The organism is Nannocystis pusilla (assembly GCF_026626665.1).
Lineage (GTDB): Bacteria > Myxococcota_A > Polyangia > Nannocystales > Nannocystaceae > Nannocystis > Nannocystis pusilla.
In genome coordinates, this window is record NZ_JAPNKE010000002.1 from 3433654 (window position 1) to 3447543 (window position 13890).

Here is a 13890-nt window from a genome sequence, read left to right on the forward strand (position 1 = left end):
TCGCCAGGTTATTCAAGATTCCACCGCATATCAGGCGCATCCCGATGAGCCGGTCCCGGCCGCGTCCTCAGTGAGATCTCGCCACCCCCTTCAGAGAGCGCCCGAGGGCGCCGGAAAGAGTTCCCCGCGTGGCCACTTTCGACCCCGAGCTCCGACTCGTCCTCTCGCTCGCCCGCGAGGCCGGCGCCATCGCCCTGGCCTATCAGACAGGTGGTGCCGACGTCATGCAGGCCCAGGACAAGCCTGACGACGCCGGCCCGGTCACTCGCGCGGACACCGAGATCAACGCGCGCCTGGTCGCTGCGCTGCGCGCGGCCTTCCCCGGCGACGCGGTCGTCGCCGAGGAGTCCGCCGACGACGCCGCTGCAGCCGCCGACGTCTCGCGCTGCTGGTACGTCGACCCGATCGACGGCACCGCCGAGTACGCCCGCGGCGAGACGTGCTGGGCGATCCAGATCGGCCTCTGCATCGGCGGCGAACCCGTCCTCGGCGTCGTCTACGAGGCCGGCGCGGCGCGCCTCTCGTGGGGCATCTGCACGCCCGATCGGCGTGAAGCGTTCGTCATCGACGACAGCGGCGCGGCCACCCCGCTGCGTGCCAGCGGTCGCTCGCTCGCCGAGCTGCGCCTCGTCAGCAGCCTGAGTCACGCCTCCCCGAAGACCCTCGAGGTCATGCGGGTCCTCGGCATCCCGCCCGAGCGCAACCTCCGGCTCGGCTCCGTCGGCGTGAAGGTGGGCACCATCGCCCGCGGCGAGGCCGACCTTTATGTCCACCCGCGCAGCGGCACCAAGCTGTGGGACACCTGCGCGCCGTGGGCCCTGCTGCGCGCCGTCGGCGGCGTCATCACCGATCTGTGGGGCCAACCACTGATCTACGACCCGCTTCGGCTCGGCCACGACCATGGGCTGGTCGCCTCGCACGGCGCGCACCACGACGACATCCTCGCGGCCATCCGTCCGCTCGTCGACACCTGGTATCGCTCGCCGCACGCATGACCTTGCGGACAGGTGTACTGGCACATGTTCTACCGGACAGGTGTCCTTGGGCCTGTCCGCGCGGACAGGCCCGCAGGCGCCGACCTCAGCGCGACTTTGCGACGATGACGATCGCCGCGATCACCGCGGCCACCAGCAGCACGGTCAGCACGATCTTGGCCACGCTCCACGGCCGCTCGCCCGCGACCTCGCCGGTGCGGGCGTTGACGATGAAGCGGAACACCTTCTCTTTGTAGCGGAAGCTCGAGATCCACAGCGGCAGGAGCACGTGCTTGCACTTCACGTCCGCGTGGCGGACCTGCATCGACAGGATCTGCTGCACGTCGCCGCCGATGTCGCTGCGGATGGCCGAGCGGATCTCCGGCTGCATGCGCTCGTCGGCGACCTGGAACCCGTCCTCGAGCCCGATCCGGTAGCGCTCCGCGATGAACCCGCTGAGGTAGCCGGCTTCGAAGCCGCGCAGGTTGTGGAGGTCCCACGGCTCGAGCTTCTCGATCAGCGGCCGCGGCAGCGACTGCGACGCGCACACCAGCACGTCGTCGAAGCCGACGTGCACCGTCCCGCTCGCCGGGCGCCAGCGCGTCTTCTGCACCTGACGCGTCTGCCGGTTGCCCTGCGCGTCGGTGTACGACTCCGTCACGTAGTAGTGATCGCCGCGCAGCCCCTTGTAGCGCGTCGTCGTCTGCGAGTCGTAGGTCCAGTACGGCAGGTAGACGCCGTCGATCCCGTGGACCTGCGCCAGCCGCTTCAGGTCGTTCGGCGCGAACCATAGCTTGCGGACCCACTGCTGGAACGCCTCGCGCGCCTTCGGTCCGTCGATGCCGAACGGCAGCAGCGACTCGGGCGGTACGATCTCGCCGAGCTCCTTGACGTCCATCACCACCGGCGCGCCGCAGAACGCACAGCGACCCGCCTGCCCGGCCAGCATCGCCTGCGCCCCGCAGCCCTCGCACTGCACGCTGTGGCCCCCGAGCGTCGACGCCGGCGCGCGGCCGATCCGCTGCAACATGTCCTCGAAGTCATGTTCGAGGATCGACCGCTCGCCCTGGATCGCCTGCGTGTGACCGCAGTGGTTGCAGCGAAGCTGGTCCGATCCGGGCGCGTACTCGAGGGCCGAGCCGCACTGCTCGCAGGGGAACGTCAGCTTGCCCTCACCGAGGGCCACGTTGGTTTCGGGGTCGCGCTCGGCCATCGGGCGCGAGTGTACCCGAGCGCCCCGGTCGCTTGCGACGGCCCGGACCGCGCCGCCCGCCGGTGCGCGATCGTGCCTCCATGACCCGCCTCCGGCAGGCCCGCCTCGCTCGCGCGGCTCGAGCCTGTGGCCTCCGCTCGCGCCGCCGAGACCGTCCAGGAGCTCGAGGGACAGGTCTCGATGGACAGCCTCGGCCAATTCTTCGTCGCCTTCGACGTCCCTGCCGGCACGCGAGCGATCGAGATCGCCCACGACGACTGTCGGACGACAACATCCTCGACTGGGGCCTCGTCGACCCGCAGGGTGTGTTCCGCGGCCGGGGCGGCGGCAACGAGGTGAACGCCGTCGTCGTCGAGGCCGCCACCTCGCTCCTACGTCCCCCGCCCGATCGCCGCCGGCACGTGGAGCGTCGTCGTCGGGGCAAGGCCTTCACCGGAGTGACTACCGCAAGCCCCAGGAGGCGAGCCCGCCGCCGCCGCCGAAACCCAGCAGACCGACACGACTCGAAGGACATGTTCTTCCAGTCATGTCCCTTCAATCATCCACGAAACCTGTCCCATCGACCAGCCTGGCCGTCACACCGCCCGCAGCACGTAGAACGAGTACCCGTAGTCCTCGGCGTGCGCGCGGAACATCGCCACCTCCGCCTCCGTCTCGCGGATGGCCGCGCGCATCGCCGCGTCCGCCGTCTCACGGAGCTCTTCCATCCGGCGCAGGCGCGGCCCGTAGTAGTTGTCCCACCACGCTCGCGCCGGCAGCCGGTGCACGCCCAGCACCGCGAACCCCGCCTCACGCGCGTGCGCGGCGTTCGTCGCCTCCGTCCCCATCGCCGGATAACCGGAGGCCCAGTACTCGCGCGCCGCCGCGGCCGGCGAGTCGGTCCACCAGCTCGCCTCCGAGATCACCGCGACCCCGCCCTGCGCCAGCAGCGGTCGCCAGCGCTGCACCGCGCCGGCGAACGTCAGGTGGTACGCCGCCCCTCCGACCACAGCAAGTCGAGCGATCCAGCCGGCCAGTCGAGCGCTCGAAGTCGGCCTCCACCGCGCGCACGAGCGACGCGAGCCCGCGCTCGCGCGCCCGCGCCTCGAGCTGGTCGAGGAACGCCCGCAACCCGTCGACCGCGATCACCGGCGCCCCGAACGTCTCCGCCAGCAGCAGCGCCCCGGCCCCCGCGCCGCAGCCGAGGTCGGCGATCCGCGGCGCCTCCGGCAGCGCCGGCAAGCCCGCCAGGATCTCCCGGCTGAACTGCGTGTCTCCCGGCCCCATGCGCTCGAGCCCGCGGTGCAGCTCGATGAGCGCGGCCATCATTTCTTCTCCCGTCGGCTCGTCCGCCATACCGCCACGATACCACCCTTCACCCCCTCGCCCCCCTCTCATCAACTGTCTCTTCCATCATGTCCCTTCGGACATCCACGTCATCCCGCCGTCCCGTCTCGCGGTGTATCCTCGCGCGCATGTCCACGGACCGCCGGATCTCGACCCAGACACACGGCCACGTGCGGATGATCGGCCTCGACCGCGCCGCCAAGCGCAACGCCTTCGACCTCGCCATGCTGCGGCAACTGGCCGAGGCCTTCACCGAATTCGAGGACGACCCGCAACTGCGCTGCGCCGTCGTGTTCGCCCACGGCGAGCACTTCACGGCCGGCCTCGACCTCGCCGAGGTCGGCCCCGCCGTCGCGCGCGGCGAGCCGCTGTTCCCCGCGGGCGCGGTCGACCCGCTCGGCCTCCACGGCCGCGTGCGCAGCAAGCCGGTCGTGCTGGCGGCCCAGGGCTACTGTCTGACCCTCGGCATCGAGTTGATGCTGGCCGCCGACATCCGGATCGCCGCCAGCGACGCGCGCTTCGGCCAGATCGAGATCCGGCGCGGGATCTTCCCGTTCGGCGGCGCGACCTTGCGGCTGCCGCAGGTCGCCGGGTGGGGCAACGCGATGCGCTGGCTCCTCACCGGCGACATGTTCGACGCCGCCGAGGCGCTGCGGATCGGCCTCGCGCAGGAAGTGGTCGAGCCCGGCAAGCAGGTCGAGCGGGCCGCCGAGATCGCGGCCACGATCGCCGCCCAGGCCCCGCTCGGCGTGCGAGCCACCCTCGCCACCGCCCGCACGACCGTGGAGCGCGGCCCCGAGGCCGCCCTCGCCGGCATGATGGCCGAGGTCCGCGCGATCATGGGCTCGGACGACGCGCGCGAGGGCATGCAGTCGTTCGTCGAGCGCCGGGCGGCGAAGTTCACCGGCGCCTGACCTTGGGCCAGGCCCCGCGGCGAGCCCGCGCAAGCCGCCCGCCTGCCGTCGCCGGTTCGTGGCGACCCGCGAGGACGGGGTTATACTCGCGCGGCACGGCGCGGCGACCGCGCCACGAAGGAGACAGCGATGAAGATCGACCTGGAGAAGTTCCTCGCGGCCACCATGCTGCTCGCCACCGCCACTACCCCGGCCTGCGGCAGCAAGGACGCCAAGAAAGTCGAGACCAAGGCCGACACCAAGACCGCGGCCCCGCCGCCCGCTCAACCCCAGCCGACCCCGGCGCCCGTCGCCGCTCCGCCCGCCGCGCCCGAGGCCGCCCCGCCTGCGACCCCGCCCGCGCCGGCCGCCGCCGACAAGCCCGCCGGCGCCGCCAAGCCCGACCCGGGCCCCGAGGAAGAGAAGCCGTCCTGGTGACCTTTCGGGCATGTCCTCCGCGACATGCCCCCTCGAACCTGCCCTTTTGGACATGCCCCGAGAGCCACCCGCGCTCTCGGAGCCCCCTCCACGCTCCTGCTCACGACGGAGCGATCGGGCTTGCGACCGACCTGGACGCGCCGGTCGCGTGGCCGAGCTGGCGGGCGCGGCGAACAGACCGCCGATAGGATCGCGGCTGTCCCGCAGGCCATGTCCCGCGGGACAGCCGCTCAGATCCGCGTCTCGCTGCTCGCCAGGCGCTTCTTTCCGAGCATCCCCGCGGCGTCGAACCACTCGTAGATGTCGCGCACGCTGTCGGCGAACGGCCGGACCGTGTAGCCGAGCGCGCGCTCGGCCTTGCCGTGGTCGAAGCGCGCGCGTGGCCAACACCGACAGCGACTCGTGGGTGTAGAGCGGCTCCTGCCGCATCACCGCGCCGGCGACCCCGAACAGCGGCACCCCCACGCGCGCGAACCAGATCGGCGCCACCAGCCGCGGCGGCTTCACGCCGGTGATGGCCTCGGCGACGGCTCCGATGTCGCGCACGTGCACCGTGTGCCCCGTCAGCAGGTAGTTCTCGCCGTTCTCGCCGCGCGCCTGCGCGGCCAGCATCCCGGCCACCACGTCGCGCACGTCGACGAAGTCGAACGCCCCGTCGATCAGGCTCGGCAGCGACCGCCGGTACAGCTGCAAGAACATCCGGCCCATGCGCGACGGTCCGAAGTCGTACGGCCCGATCACGCCCGAGGGATGCACGATCACCGCGTCGAGGCCGCGGCCCATCACCTCGCGGAGCGCCCGCTCGCCGGCCGCCTTCGAGCGGTCGTACGCGAAGTGGCTCGGCTCGTCGGGCACCCGCGGCCAGCGCTCGTCGACCTCCACGCCGCTCGTGCCCTCGCGGTAGAGGTCGAACGCGTGGACCGAGCTGCAGTGGACCAGGCGGCGCACGCCGGCGGCCAGCGCTGCCTCGGCGATCGAGCGCACCCCGTCGACGTTGACGGCGCGCACCAGCCCCCGCGGGTCGCCCGAGATCGAGATCTGGGCCGCGAGGTGATACACGACGTCGACTCCCGCGGTCGCGCGGCGCGCCGCGTCCGGATCGCGCACGTCGCCGGTGACGCGTTCGACGTCGAGCCCCGCGAGCGCGCGCTGGGAATTGCGGACGAGCACGCGGACGCGCTCGCCGCGAGACAGCAACGTACGGACTAAATTCGCGCCGATGTGACCCGCGGCGCCGGTGACGAGGACGGTCATGCGATCGGCGGGATGATACAGGCGCGCGGCATTGCGCCTCAAGCCCGACACGACAGCGCTGCACCGTCGGGTTAGCCTGGACCCGCAGATGTCGCGCGCCGGCGGTGATCCCACCCCGCGGTCCTCCGGGCCGGACCCCGATCCCACGCTTGTCGGCGACCCTCCTCCGCGGCCGGACTTCGCCACCGACGAGACTCTGGCCGGAGATCTGTCGCCCCGCGCGCGGCCCCCCGCGAGCCCGCCCCCGGACCTCGACCGCTCGTCGCTCTCGCAGCGCGAGCGCGCGCTCCAGCTCACCCGTTACGTCCTCATGCGTCGCCTCGGCGCCGGCGGCATGGGTGTCGTCTACCTCGCCTACGACCCCAGCCTCGATCGCAAGGTCGCGATCAAGCTGCTGCGCGTGGCCCCCGGCGACGGCCCCGCCCAGGCCGCGCACGCTCGCCTGCTGCGCGAGGCCCAGGCGCTGGCCCGGCTGTCGCACGGCAACGTGGTCGCGGTCCACGACGTCGGCAGCTACGACGCCGACGCCCTCACCACCATGCGGATCGGCCCGCACCGCACGGAGCCTGTCCCGAAGGACAGGGTGCCGCAGACCGCCGGCGTGTTCCTGGTGATGGAGTACGTCCCCGGCATCACCCTCGCCCAGTGGCTCGACGACCGCGTCCGCGGCGTGCGCGAGGTCCTCGACGTGTTCCTCGCCGCCGGTCGCGGCCTGGTCGCCGCGCACGCCGTCGGCATCATCCACCGCGACTTCAAGCCCGGCAACGTCCTGGTCGGAGAGACAGGTCGGATCTGCGTGTTCGACTTCGGCCTGGCGCGCCCCGCCGGCGAGGTCGAGCCGACCAGCCCCGCCGCTTCGCCCGAACCCGGCGCCCCGATCGATCCGCTGTCCTCCTCGCTCGTGTCCGGCCCGCTCACCCGCGTGGGCACGCTCGTCGGCACGCCGGCCTACATGGCCCCGGAGCAGCGGGGCGGCGCCGCGATCGACGAGCGCGCCGATCAGTTCAGCTTCTGCGTCGCCCTCTACGAGGGCCTCTACGGCAACCGCCCGTTCAGCGGCGACAACCTGTTCGCGCTCGAGGCGGCCAAGGCCCGCGGTCGCGTCGATCCGCCGCGTCGCCCCGCCAAGGTCCCGCCGGCGATCCACCGCGCCCTCCTGCGCGGCCTCTCGGCTGAACCCGGGGACAGGTGGCCGTCGATGCAGGCGCTGCTCGACGCGCTCGAGCGGCCGCTGCGGCGCGACCGCAGGCGCTGGGCCCTCGCCGGCGGCGGCGCGCTGCTCGTCGCCGGCGCCGTCGCCTTCGCCCTCGCCGGCGAAGCGCCTGCGCTGTGTACCGGGGCCGCCGAGGCGCTCGCGCCGACGTGGAACCCCGAGCGACGCGCCGCCCTCGACGCCGCCTTCGCGGCCACCGGCCTGCCGTACGCCCCCGACGCGGCCGCTCGCGCCGGCGCGCGCGTCGACGCCTGGGCCGAGGCGTGGATCGCCGGCCACACCGACGCGTGCGCCGCGGCCAACATCCGCGGCGAGCAATCACATGACCTTTGGACAGGCGCATGCACTGCCTCGAGGATCGCCGCCACGAGCTCGACGCCCTGCTCGGCGTGCTCGCCGGGGCCGACGCCGACGCCGTTGCGCACGCCCACGACGCCGTCGAGGCCTTGCCGTCCCCGGCCCGCTGCGCCGACCTCGACGCCCTCCGCGCCGACGTCGCCCCGCCCGCGCCCGCCCTCGCCGAGGCCGTCCAGGAGCTGCGCGACCAGCTCTCGCGCGCCAGCGCCGAGGCTGCGGCCGGCCACCCCGGCGCCGGCCTCAACCTGCTCGAGGCCGCCGAGCAGCGCTCGCGCGACCTCGGCTACCGCCCGCTGCGCGCCGAGGTGCTGGCGCAGCTCGCCGAGCAGCTGTTCGTCGCCAGCAAGTACGACGACGGCGTCCGCGTCTACGGCGACGCCTACTGGGAGGCGCTCGCCGCCGGCCACGACCGCCTGGCCTTCGAGACAGCCAGCGGCTTCGCCGGCCGCCTGGCGCAGACGCTCGGCCACCCCGACGACGCCCAGCCGTGGCTGCGCCACGCCGAGGCCCTCCACGAGCGCCTCGGTCGCCCGCCTCGCCTCGGCGGCGACCTCGAGTTCCGTCGCGGCCAGATCGCCGAGGCCCGCCGCGAGTACGCCACCGCCATCGACCACTACCGCCGCTCGCTCGCCGACCTGCCCGAGCGCTCGATCTCCGCCGTCACCACCCGCCAGAACCTCGCCAACGTCCACCTCAGCCTCGGTCAGCTCGAGCCGGCGCAGATCATCTTCGAGGACCTCCTGGCCCTGCGCCGCGACATCTACGGCGAGGGTCACCCGAGCAACGCCTTCTCGCTGGCCGACCTCGGCAACGTCGCCACCCTGCGCGGCGACTTCGACACCGCCGAGCAGCACCAGCGCGCCGCCCTGACGATCCTCCGCGCCGCCCTGCCCCCGCGCCACGAGCGGCTCGCCTACCCGCTGTCGGCGCTGGCCGACATCGCCGCCCAGCGCGGCGACTTCGGCGCGGCCCTCGACGCCTACGAGGAGGCGCGGGCGATCTGGGAGCACAACTTCGGCCCGCTGAGCACCCGCGTGGCCGCCATGCTCGAGCGCCTCGCCTCGGTCCAGCAGGTGCGCGGCGAGCTCGGGCTGGCCGAGCAGCACGCCACCCGCGCCCTCGCCATCTGGAGCGCCGCGCAGAGCCCCGACCCCCAGGGCATCGTCCTGGCCCACCTCGCCCTCGCGCAGATCGAGCTCGCCCGCGACAACTACGCCGCCGCCCGCGACCACACCGACAAGGCCCTGCCCCTGTCCGCCTCGGTGCTCGGCGAGGACAACCTCTATACCGCCGTCAGTCGGGCGATCCGGGGTCGCGCTCGCGGGCCTCGGCGACCTGTCGGCGGCCGAGCGCGAGGCCGACGCCGCCGTCGCGGCGATCGAGCGCAACTACGGCGGCGACTCGCTGTGGATGTCCGAGGTCCTGACCCCTCGCGCCAGGGTGCGGCAGTCGCAAGGTCGCCTCGACGACGCGCGCCGCGATCTCGAGCGCAGCATTTCCTTGCTCGATCCGCGCGACGCTCCCATCCAGCGCGCCCAGGCCGAATTCCAGCTCGCACAGGTCCTCTGGGGCTCTCGCGGAGATCGCGCACAGGCCCGCACCCTCGCTGTCTCGGCGCAGACCCTGTTCCGAAGGCAGGGGCGAAGCACTACCAGGCCGAGGTCGACGCCTGGCTCGAGCGTCACCCGGCCTGATCTTCGCATGTCCTTTCCGCCATGTCGCAACCGACATCCGGCGGGAGCCCTAGGGGAACGAGCAGGGCACCGGAGGCGTGACCGCGGCGACGCCTCGCCCCAGGAAGTTCGCGCCCCGGACCTACCTTGTGCGCCGGATCGCGGGCCGTCCGCTCGCCGGTCTTGCGACCACGTCACAGAAATTTCGTCGGTCGGCGCTGGCGCATCGGCGAACGTCGTGGGAAAGATCAGCGCATGTTGTCCTGCTCTGGCCTGGTCTCGCGCGCGTACCTCACGGTCACGTGGCTCGCCCTCGCCGGCTGTTACAGCGGCTTCTCGGGCGCCATCCCTGACGAGCAGACGCCGCCGGAGCGCCCGCCCGTCAGCGAGGGCCCGCTGGGCGCCCCGCAGCTCTCACCGCTCGAGCTCGACGCCCTCTCGCCCGACCCTGCGCCTGGCGGCGTCGCCTTCGACCTCCACGTCACCGGCGCCGGGTTCACGCGCTCCAGCGTCGTCGTCGTCGCCGGTCAAGAGCTGCCGACCACCTTCGTCTCGGGCGGCGAGTTGCACGCCCACAGCGGCCCGCGCAAGCGCGGCGACTACGAGGTGCTGGTCCGCCGCGACGACGAGGAGTCGCGCCAGCTGACCCTCGCCGTCGAGCGCTCGGCCCCGCGGATCCTCGTCCCCGCCGAGGTCGGGGTCGACGAGGACACCGAGGTCGGCCTCGTCGTCGACGTCGTCGACGTCGCCGATCCCGCGGCCCTGCGCGTCCACGTGCTCGGCCTGCCGCCGGGCGCCACCTGGGACGAGCCGACCCGCACCTTCCGCTTCACCCCCGACTTCACCCAGGGCGGCGATCGCTGGACCGTCACGGTGCTCGCCCACGACCACGAGTCGCGCGTCGAGGCCACCTTCGACGTCGTCGTCCGCGACACCATCCAGCCGCCGTGGCCCGAGGTCGTCGACACCGAGTTCCTCGACGCCAGCGGATATGTCCGTTACCACCTGGCCCAAAAGACAGATGACTACCTCGACAGCCCGGGCTACGCCGGCCGCGAGTTCGTCGCCAAGGTCATGGTCCCGCTCGACGTCCCGCCAGAGGGCGTGCCGGTGCGGATCGGCCTGCACGGCTTCGCCACGGCCAACCCCGGCGGCACCGGCTCGGCCAACGAGATCCGGATCTCCCCGCACGACCCCGACAACACCTACTGGTGGGGCTACGCCGATTCGCTGCCCGACGTCGAGCCCGCGGCCGGCGCGCGCGCCCGACTACACCATGCGCCGCGTGCTCCACCTCGTCGAGTACGTCGTGCGCCACCACCCGAGGCCGACCCGCAGCGCGTCTACGTCTACGGCAGCTCGATGGGCGGCGCCGGGGCGATGCTGCTCGGCCTCCTGCGCGGGCGTCACTTCGCGTACATCGACGCGCGCCTCGGTCAGGCGATCGCCCGCAACCACCGGCCGTCGCGGATCACCCAGCTGTCCGGCTGGTGGGGCGCGCCGGAGCTCGACCTCGACGGCGGCGGCGGCCTGTCGGCGTGGGATCACATGGACCTGACGCGCGCCCTCGCCGACTCGAGCGAGGCCCGCGACCAGTTCCTGTTCCTCAAGCACGGCAAGGACGACCCGACCATCCACTTCGGCGCCGCCGTCCTGCCGAGCCCGCGCACCGGCGAGAGCTTCTATCAGGCGCTGCAGAGCCGCGGCGTCGGCCACTTCGCCATCTGGGACGAGGGCGGCCACGGCGTCGCCGATCCTGTCCTCGGGGACAGCTGGTGGACCGGCTCGTGGGCGCCGATCAGCGGCGACGAGGCCACGCTGCGCCGCGACCGGGCGTTCCCCGCCTTCTCGTACTCCTCGCTCGACGACGACCCCGGCGTCGGCGTCGGCAACGGCAAGCAGGACTGGAGCGCCAACGCGGGCTTCGCCGGCGAGGTCGCCATCGCCGGCGACACCGGCTGGGACGGCGCCATCGCCGGCGCGCTCGGCCGGTTCCTCCGCTGGGACGGCGCCTCGGTGGTCGACACCGTCGATCGCCTGCAATTCGCCCTGCGCGTCCACGCCGGCGACGGCGCCGACCCGCCCGCGCCCGGCTACCCGAGCGAGGGCGACCGGGTGATGGCCGAGCTGCCCGCGTTCGTCGACGTGACCCCGCGCCGCACCCAGGCCTTCCGCTGCCGCCCCGGCGAGCGCGTCGCCTGGTCGTTCGGCCAGGACCACGGCGAGGTGGTCGCCGGCCCCGACGGCAGCGTCACGATCCCCGCCCTGCCGCTGACCGACACCTGGACCACTCTGGTCCTGCGCCGCACGCTCACCGTGATCGCCGCCTCCCACTGACACCTGGCCCTCCGGCCATGTCCGTTCAGACATCCTTATTAGAGGGACATGCTTTAGCGAGCATGTTCTCCTCGGGTGGTCGCGGGCCCCGACGGCAGCGTCACGATCCCCGCCCTGCCGCTGACGACACCTGGACCAATCTGGTCCTGCGCCGTACGCTCACGGCAATCGCCGCCTCGCACCAGACATGGCCCCCCGGCCATGTTCTTTCCGACCTTTTCAAAGGACATGCTCCTGCGAGCATGTTCTCCTCGACATGTTCTCGAGAGGCGTCGAATCGCGGCTCCGACCAGCGAGCGCCGGCGCACCGCTCGCCGGACCGTCGCGGCCAGGCTCAACCCTGTCGCCCGTAGCGCGCGTGCGGGGGCGTCGACCCCCGCGCGACCCGTCGACGCGCGGGCGCCTCGGCCCACGCGAGCGATTGCCTCCGTCGCTTGGGCCGCGAGCAGGGCTCACGAGCTCCGCGGATCTGGGTGATTGAGCGCGTTTGGCACCCGTCCCTCCGGCACCTCGACGAAGGCCGCTCGCTGCGGTTAGATGCCTCCCGTGCGCGACCCGCGGGTGCTCACGGCTGGCCTGGCGGCCGCGCTCGCCTGCGGTGAGCCGTCGCCTGTCGCGGAGCCCGAGGACGATGCGCCGGCATCGACCTCGCGCGCCGCCCCGCCGCTCGCCCACCTCGATCCGCTCGGCCCCCGCGATCTCGACCTCACGCGCGGGTCCTCGCTGCCGTTCCGCCCGGCCGTCCACCGCGAGCCGATCGACCCCCGCGACCGCGACCTTCTGGCGCGCTGGCCCTCGCTCGCGCACTACCCCCGCGTCCCGCAGGTGCTCGCCGCGGGCCTGCGCGCGCGCGAACCTGCCGCGATCTTCCGCGGCCTCGAGCTCGCCTTCGAGCCCGATCGCTGGGCCGAGATCGACGCCTGGGAGCGCCTCGGCCACATCCGCCTCGACGAACCCGCCGGCTTCTGCCGCACCGACGCCGGCCGCCCCGTTCAGCTGTCCCCGGGGACATACGACCTCGGCTGCCTCGGCGGCTTCCTCGAGGGCGTTCGCCTGCTGTGGTTGCCGCGGATCGAGCTCGCCGACCTCGTGCCCTGCGACCCGCCCGGCGGCTTCGAGTCGTGCCAGGACGGCGCTCACGCCGGCCGTGCCGCCCTCCTGCAGATAGCGGCCCGCCTGCCCGCCGAAGCCCTCCCGCACGGCCTCGAGCTGCTCGACCTGCGCCTCGGCGAGCTCGCACCCGACGCTCTGATCGCCGCCCTCGTCCCCGACGCGCTCCACCTCTGCAGCGTCTCGCACCGCGCTCGCGCCCGCGGCGGCGAGCGCATGTACCATCACATGATGATCGTCGACCCCGCCCGCGATCACCTCGGCCGCGTGCGCGTGTTCGACACCACCGGCGCCGCCGGCGTCGCCTGGCGGTCGATGCGACCCGAGCGCCTGCACGCCTACGCGCGCCGCCTCCTGGCCCGCCACGACACCTTCCGCTACGACCCCGAGACCGCCCGGCTCGCCTGCCTGCCCGTGCGCCCGCCGGCCGGCGAAATCACAGGTCCGTGAGGACAGGTCCCATGCGCCAGGTACGAAAGTACATCCTCCGCCTGCTCGCCCTCCTGTGCGTCTGGGGCCTCGTTCACCTGGTCATCGTCGCCGTCGACGGCTGCACCGACGAGGCTCGCCCCGCCGACGTCGCGGTCGTCCTCGGCAACCACGTCAGCCCCGCGGGCGAGCCCTCGCGCCGTCTTCAGCTGCGCCTCGACCGCGCCGCCGCCCTGTACGCCGCCGGCCTCGCCCCACGCATCATCGTCAGCGGCGGCCGGGATCCCGGCAGCCCGCACGAGGCCGACGTCATGCGCGACTACCTGGTCGCTCGCGGCGTCCCGGCCGAGCGGATCGCCGTCGACCGCGGCGGCGTCAACACTCACGCCACGGCCCGCTTCGTCGCCGCCGACCTGCGCGCCCGCGGCGAGCGCTCCGCCATCGCCGTCAGCCAGTACTACCACGTCACCCGCACCAAGCTGGCGCTGCGCCGCTTCGGCGTCGAGGCCACCGGCGCCCACGCCGACCTCGAGCTCGAGCTGCGCGAGCCGTGGTCGCTGCTGCGCGAGGTCGTCGGCTTCTACGCCTACCTGTTCAAGGACTACCGCCTCGAATGATCGAAGAGGACATGTCCGCAAGAACATGCCCTCTCGAACAGCCTGCTCCGCCGTGG

General features: G+C 73.2%; 10 protein-coding genes and 3 pseudogenes. 9 read left to right on the plus strand and 4 right to left on the minus strand.

Annotated features, from left to right (window positions below):
* Nucleotides 1-128: 128 nt before the first annotated feature.
* A complete protein-coding gene (locus OV079_RS14980) occupies nt 129-995 on the plus strand; it encodes a 3'(2'),5'-bisphosphate nucleotidase CysQ family protein (RefSeq protein ID WP_267769241.1) in 867 nt (288 codons plus the stop codon).
* 85 nt (nt 996-1080) lie between these two features.
* Here OV079_RS14980 and OV079_RS14985 read toward each other — a convergent pair whose 3' ends face one another.
* A complete protein-coding gene (locus OV079_RS14985; RefSeq protein WP_267769242.1) occupies nt 1081-2187 on the minus strand; it encodes a TFIIB-type zinc ribbon-containing protein in 1107 nt (368 codons plus the stop codon).
* Nucleotides 2188-2313: 126 nt separating this feature from the next.
* On the opposite strand from OV079_RS14985, the gene OV079_RS14990 reads away from it, so the two are divergent.
* The gene (locus OV079_RS14990) at nt 2314-2526 is read left to right on the plus strand and encodes a hypothetical protein (protein WP_267769244.1); all 213 of its coding nucleotides are present in this window, start codon (nt 2314-2316) and stop codon (nt 2524-2526) included.
* 236 nt (nt 2527-2762) lie between these two features.
* Here OV079_RS14990 and OV079_RS14995 read toward each other — a convergent pair whose 3' ends face one another.
* A complete protein-coding gene (locus OV079_RS14995) occupies nt 2763-3134 on the minus strand; it encodes a hypothetical protein (protein WP_267778878.1) in 372 nt (123 codons plus the stop codon).
* A gap of 130 nt (nt 3135-3264) precedes the next feature.
* Nucleotides 3265-3564 (minus strand): annotated as a pseudogene (locus tag OV079_RS57910) (hypothetical protein); the annotation flags it as partial.
* A 77-nt stretch (nt 3565-3641) separates the two neighbouring features.
* Between OV079_RS57910 and OV079_RS15005 the strand changes: the two are divergent.
* Both OV079_RS15005 and OV079_RS15010 read left to right on the plus strand, forming a co-directional pair.
* Nucleotides 3642-4427, plus strand: a complete 786-nt coding sequence (locus OV079_RS15005; protein WP_267769247.1) for a crotonase/enoyl-CoA hydratase family protein — start codon at nt 3642-3644, stop codon at nt 4425-4427.
* 129 nt (nt 4428-4556) lie between these two features.
* Entirely contained in the window at nt 4557-4844 is a 288-nt protein-coding gene (locus tag OV079_RS15010; protein ID WP_267769249.1) for a hypothetical protein, read from the plus strand.
* Between the two features lie 582 nt (nt 4845-5426).
* On the opposite strand, the pseudogene OV079_RS57915 reads toward OV079_RS15010, so the two are convergent.
* Nucleotides 5427-6098: pseudogene (locus tag OV079_RS57915) on the minus strand (NAD-dependent epimerase/dehydratase family protein); the annotation flags it as partial.
* A gap of 310 nt (nt 6099-6408) precedes the next feature.
* On the opposite strand from OV079_RS57915, the pseudogene OV079_RS57920 reads away from it, so the two are divergent.
* The 5 genes and pseudogenes from OV079_RS57920 to OV079_RS15035 form a co-directional block, all read left to right on the plus strand.
* A pseudogene (locus tag OV079_RS57920) lies at nt 6409-7173 on the plus strand (serine/threonine-protein kinase); the annotation flags it as partial.
* Nucleotides 7174-7652: 479 nt separating this feature from the next.
* Nucleotides 7653-9362: a tetratricopeptide repeat protein gene (locus tag OV079_RS15020; RefSeq protein ID WP_267769253.1), complete on the plus strand. Its 1710-nt coding sequence runs from the start codon at nt 7653-7655 to the stop codon at nt 9360-9362.
* 234 nt (nt 9363-9596) lie between these two features.
* Nucleotides 9597-11678 carry an alpha/beta hydrolase gene (locus OV079_RS15025; protein WP_267769254.1) on the plus strand — a complete coding sequence of 694 codons (2082 nt, stop codon included), beginning with the start codon at nt 9597-9599 and terminating at the stop codon, nt 11676-11678.
* A 546-nt stretch (nt 11679-12224) separates the two neighbouring features.
* The gene (locus OV079_RS15030; protein WP_267769256.1) at nt 12225-13238 is read left to right on the plus strand and encodes a hypothetical protein; all 1014 of its coding nucleotides are present in this window, start codon (nt 12225-12227) and stop codon (nt 13236-13238) included.
* A gap of 11 nt (nt 13239-13249) precedes the next feature.
* The gene (locus OV079_RS15035; RefSeq protein WP_267769258.1) at nt 13250-13834 is read left to right on the plus strand and encodes a YdcF family protein; all 585 of its coding nucleotides are present in this window, start codon (nt 13250-13252) and stop codon (nt 13832-13834) included.
* Nucleotides 13835-13890: the final 56 nt, after the last annotated feature.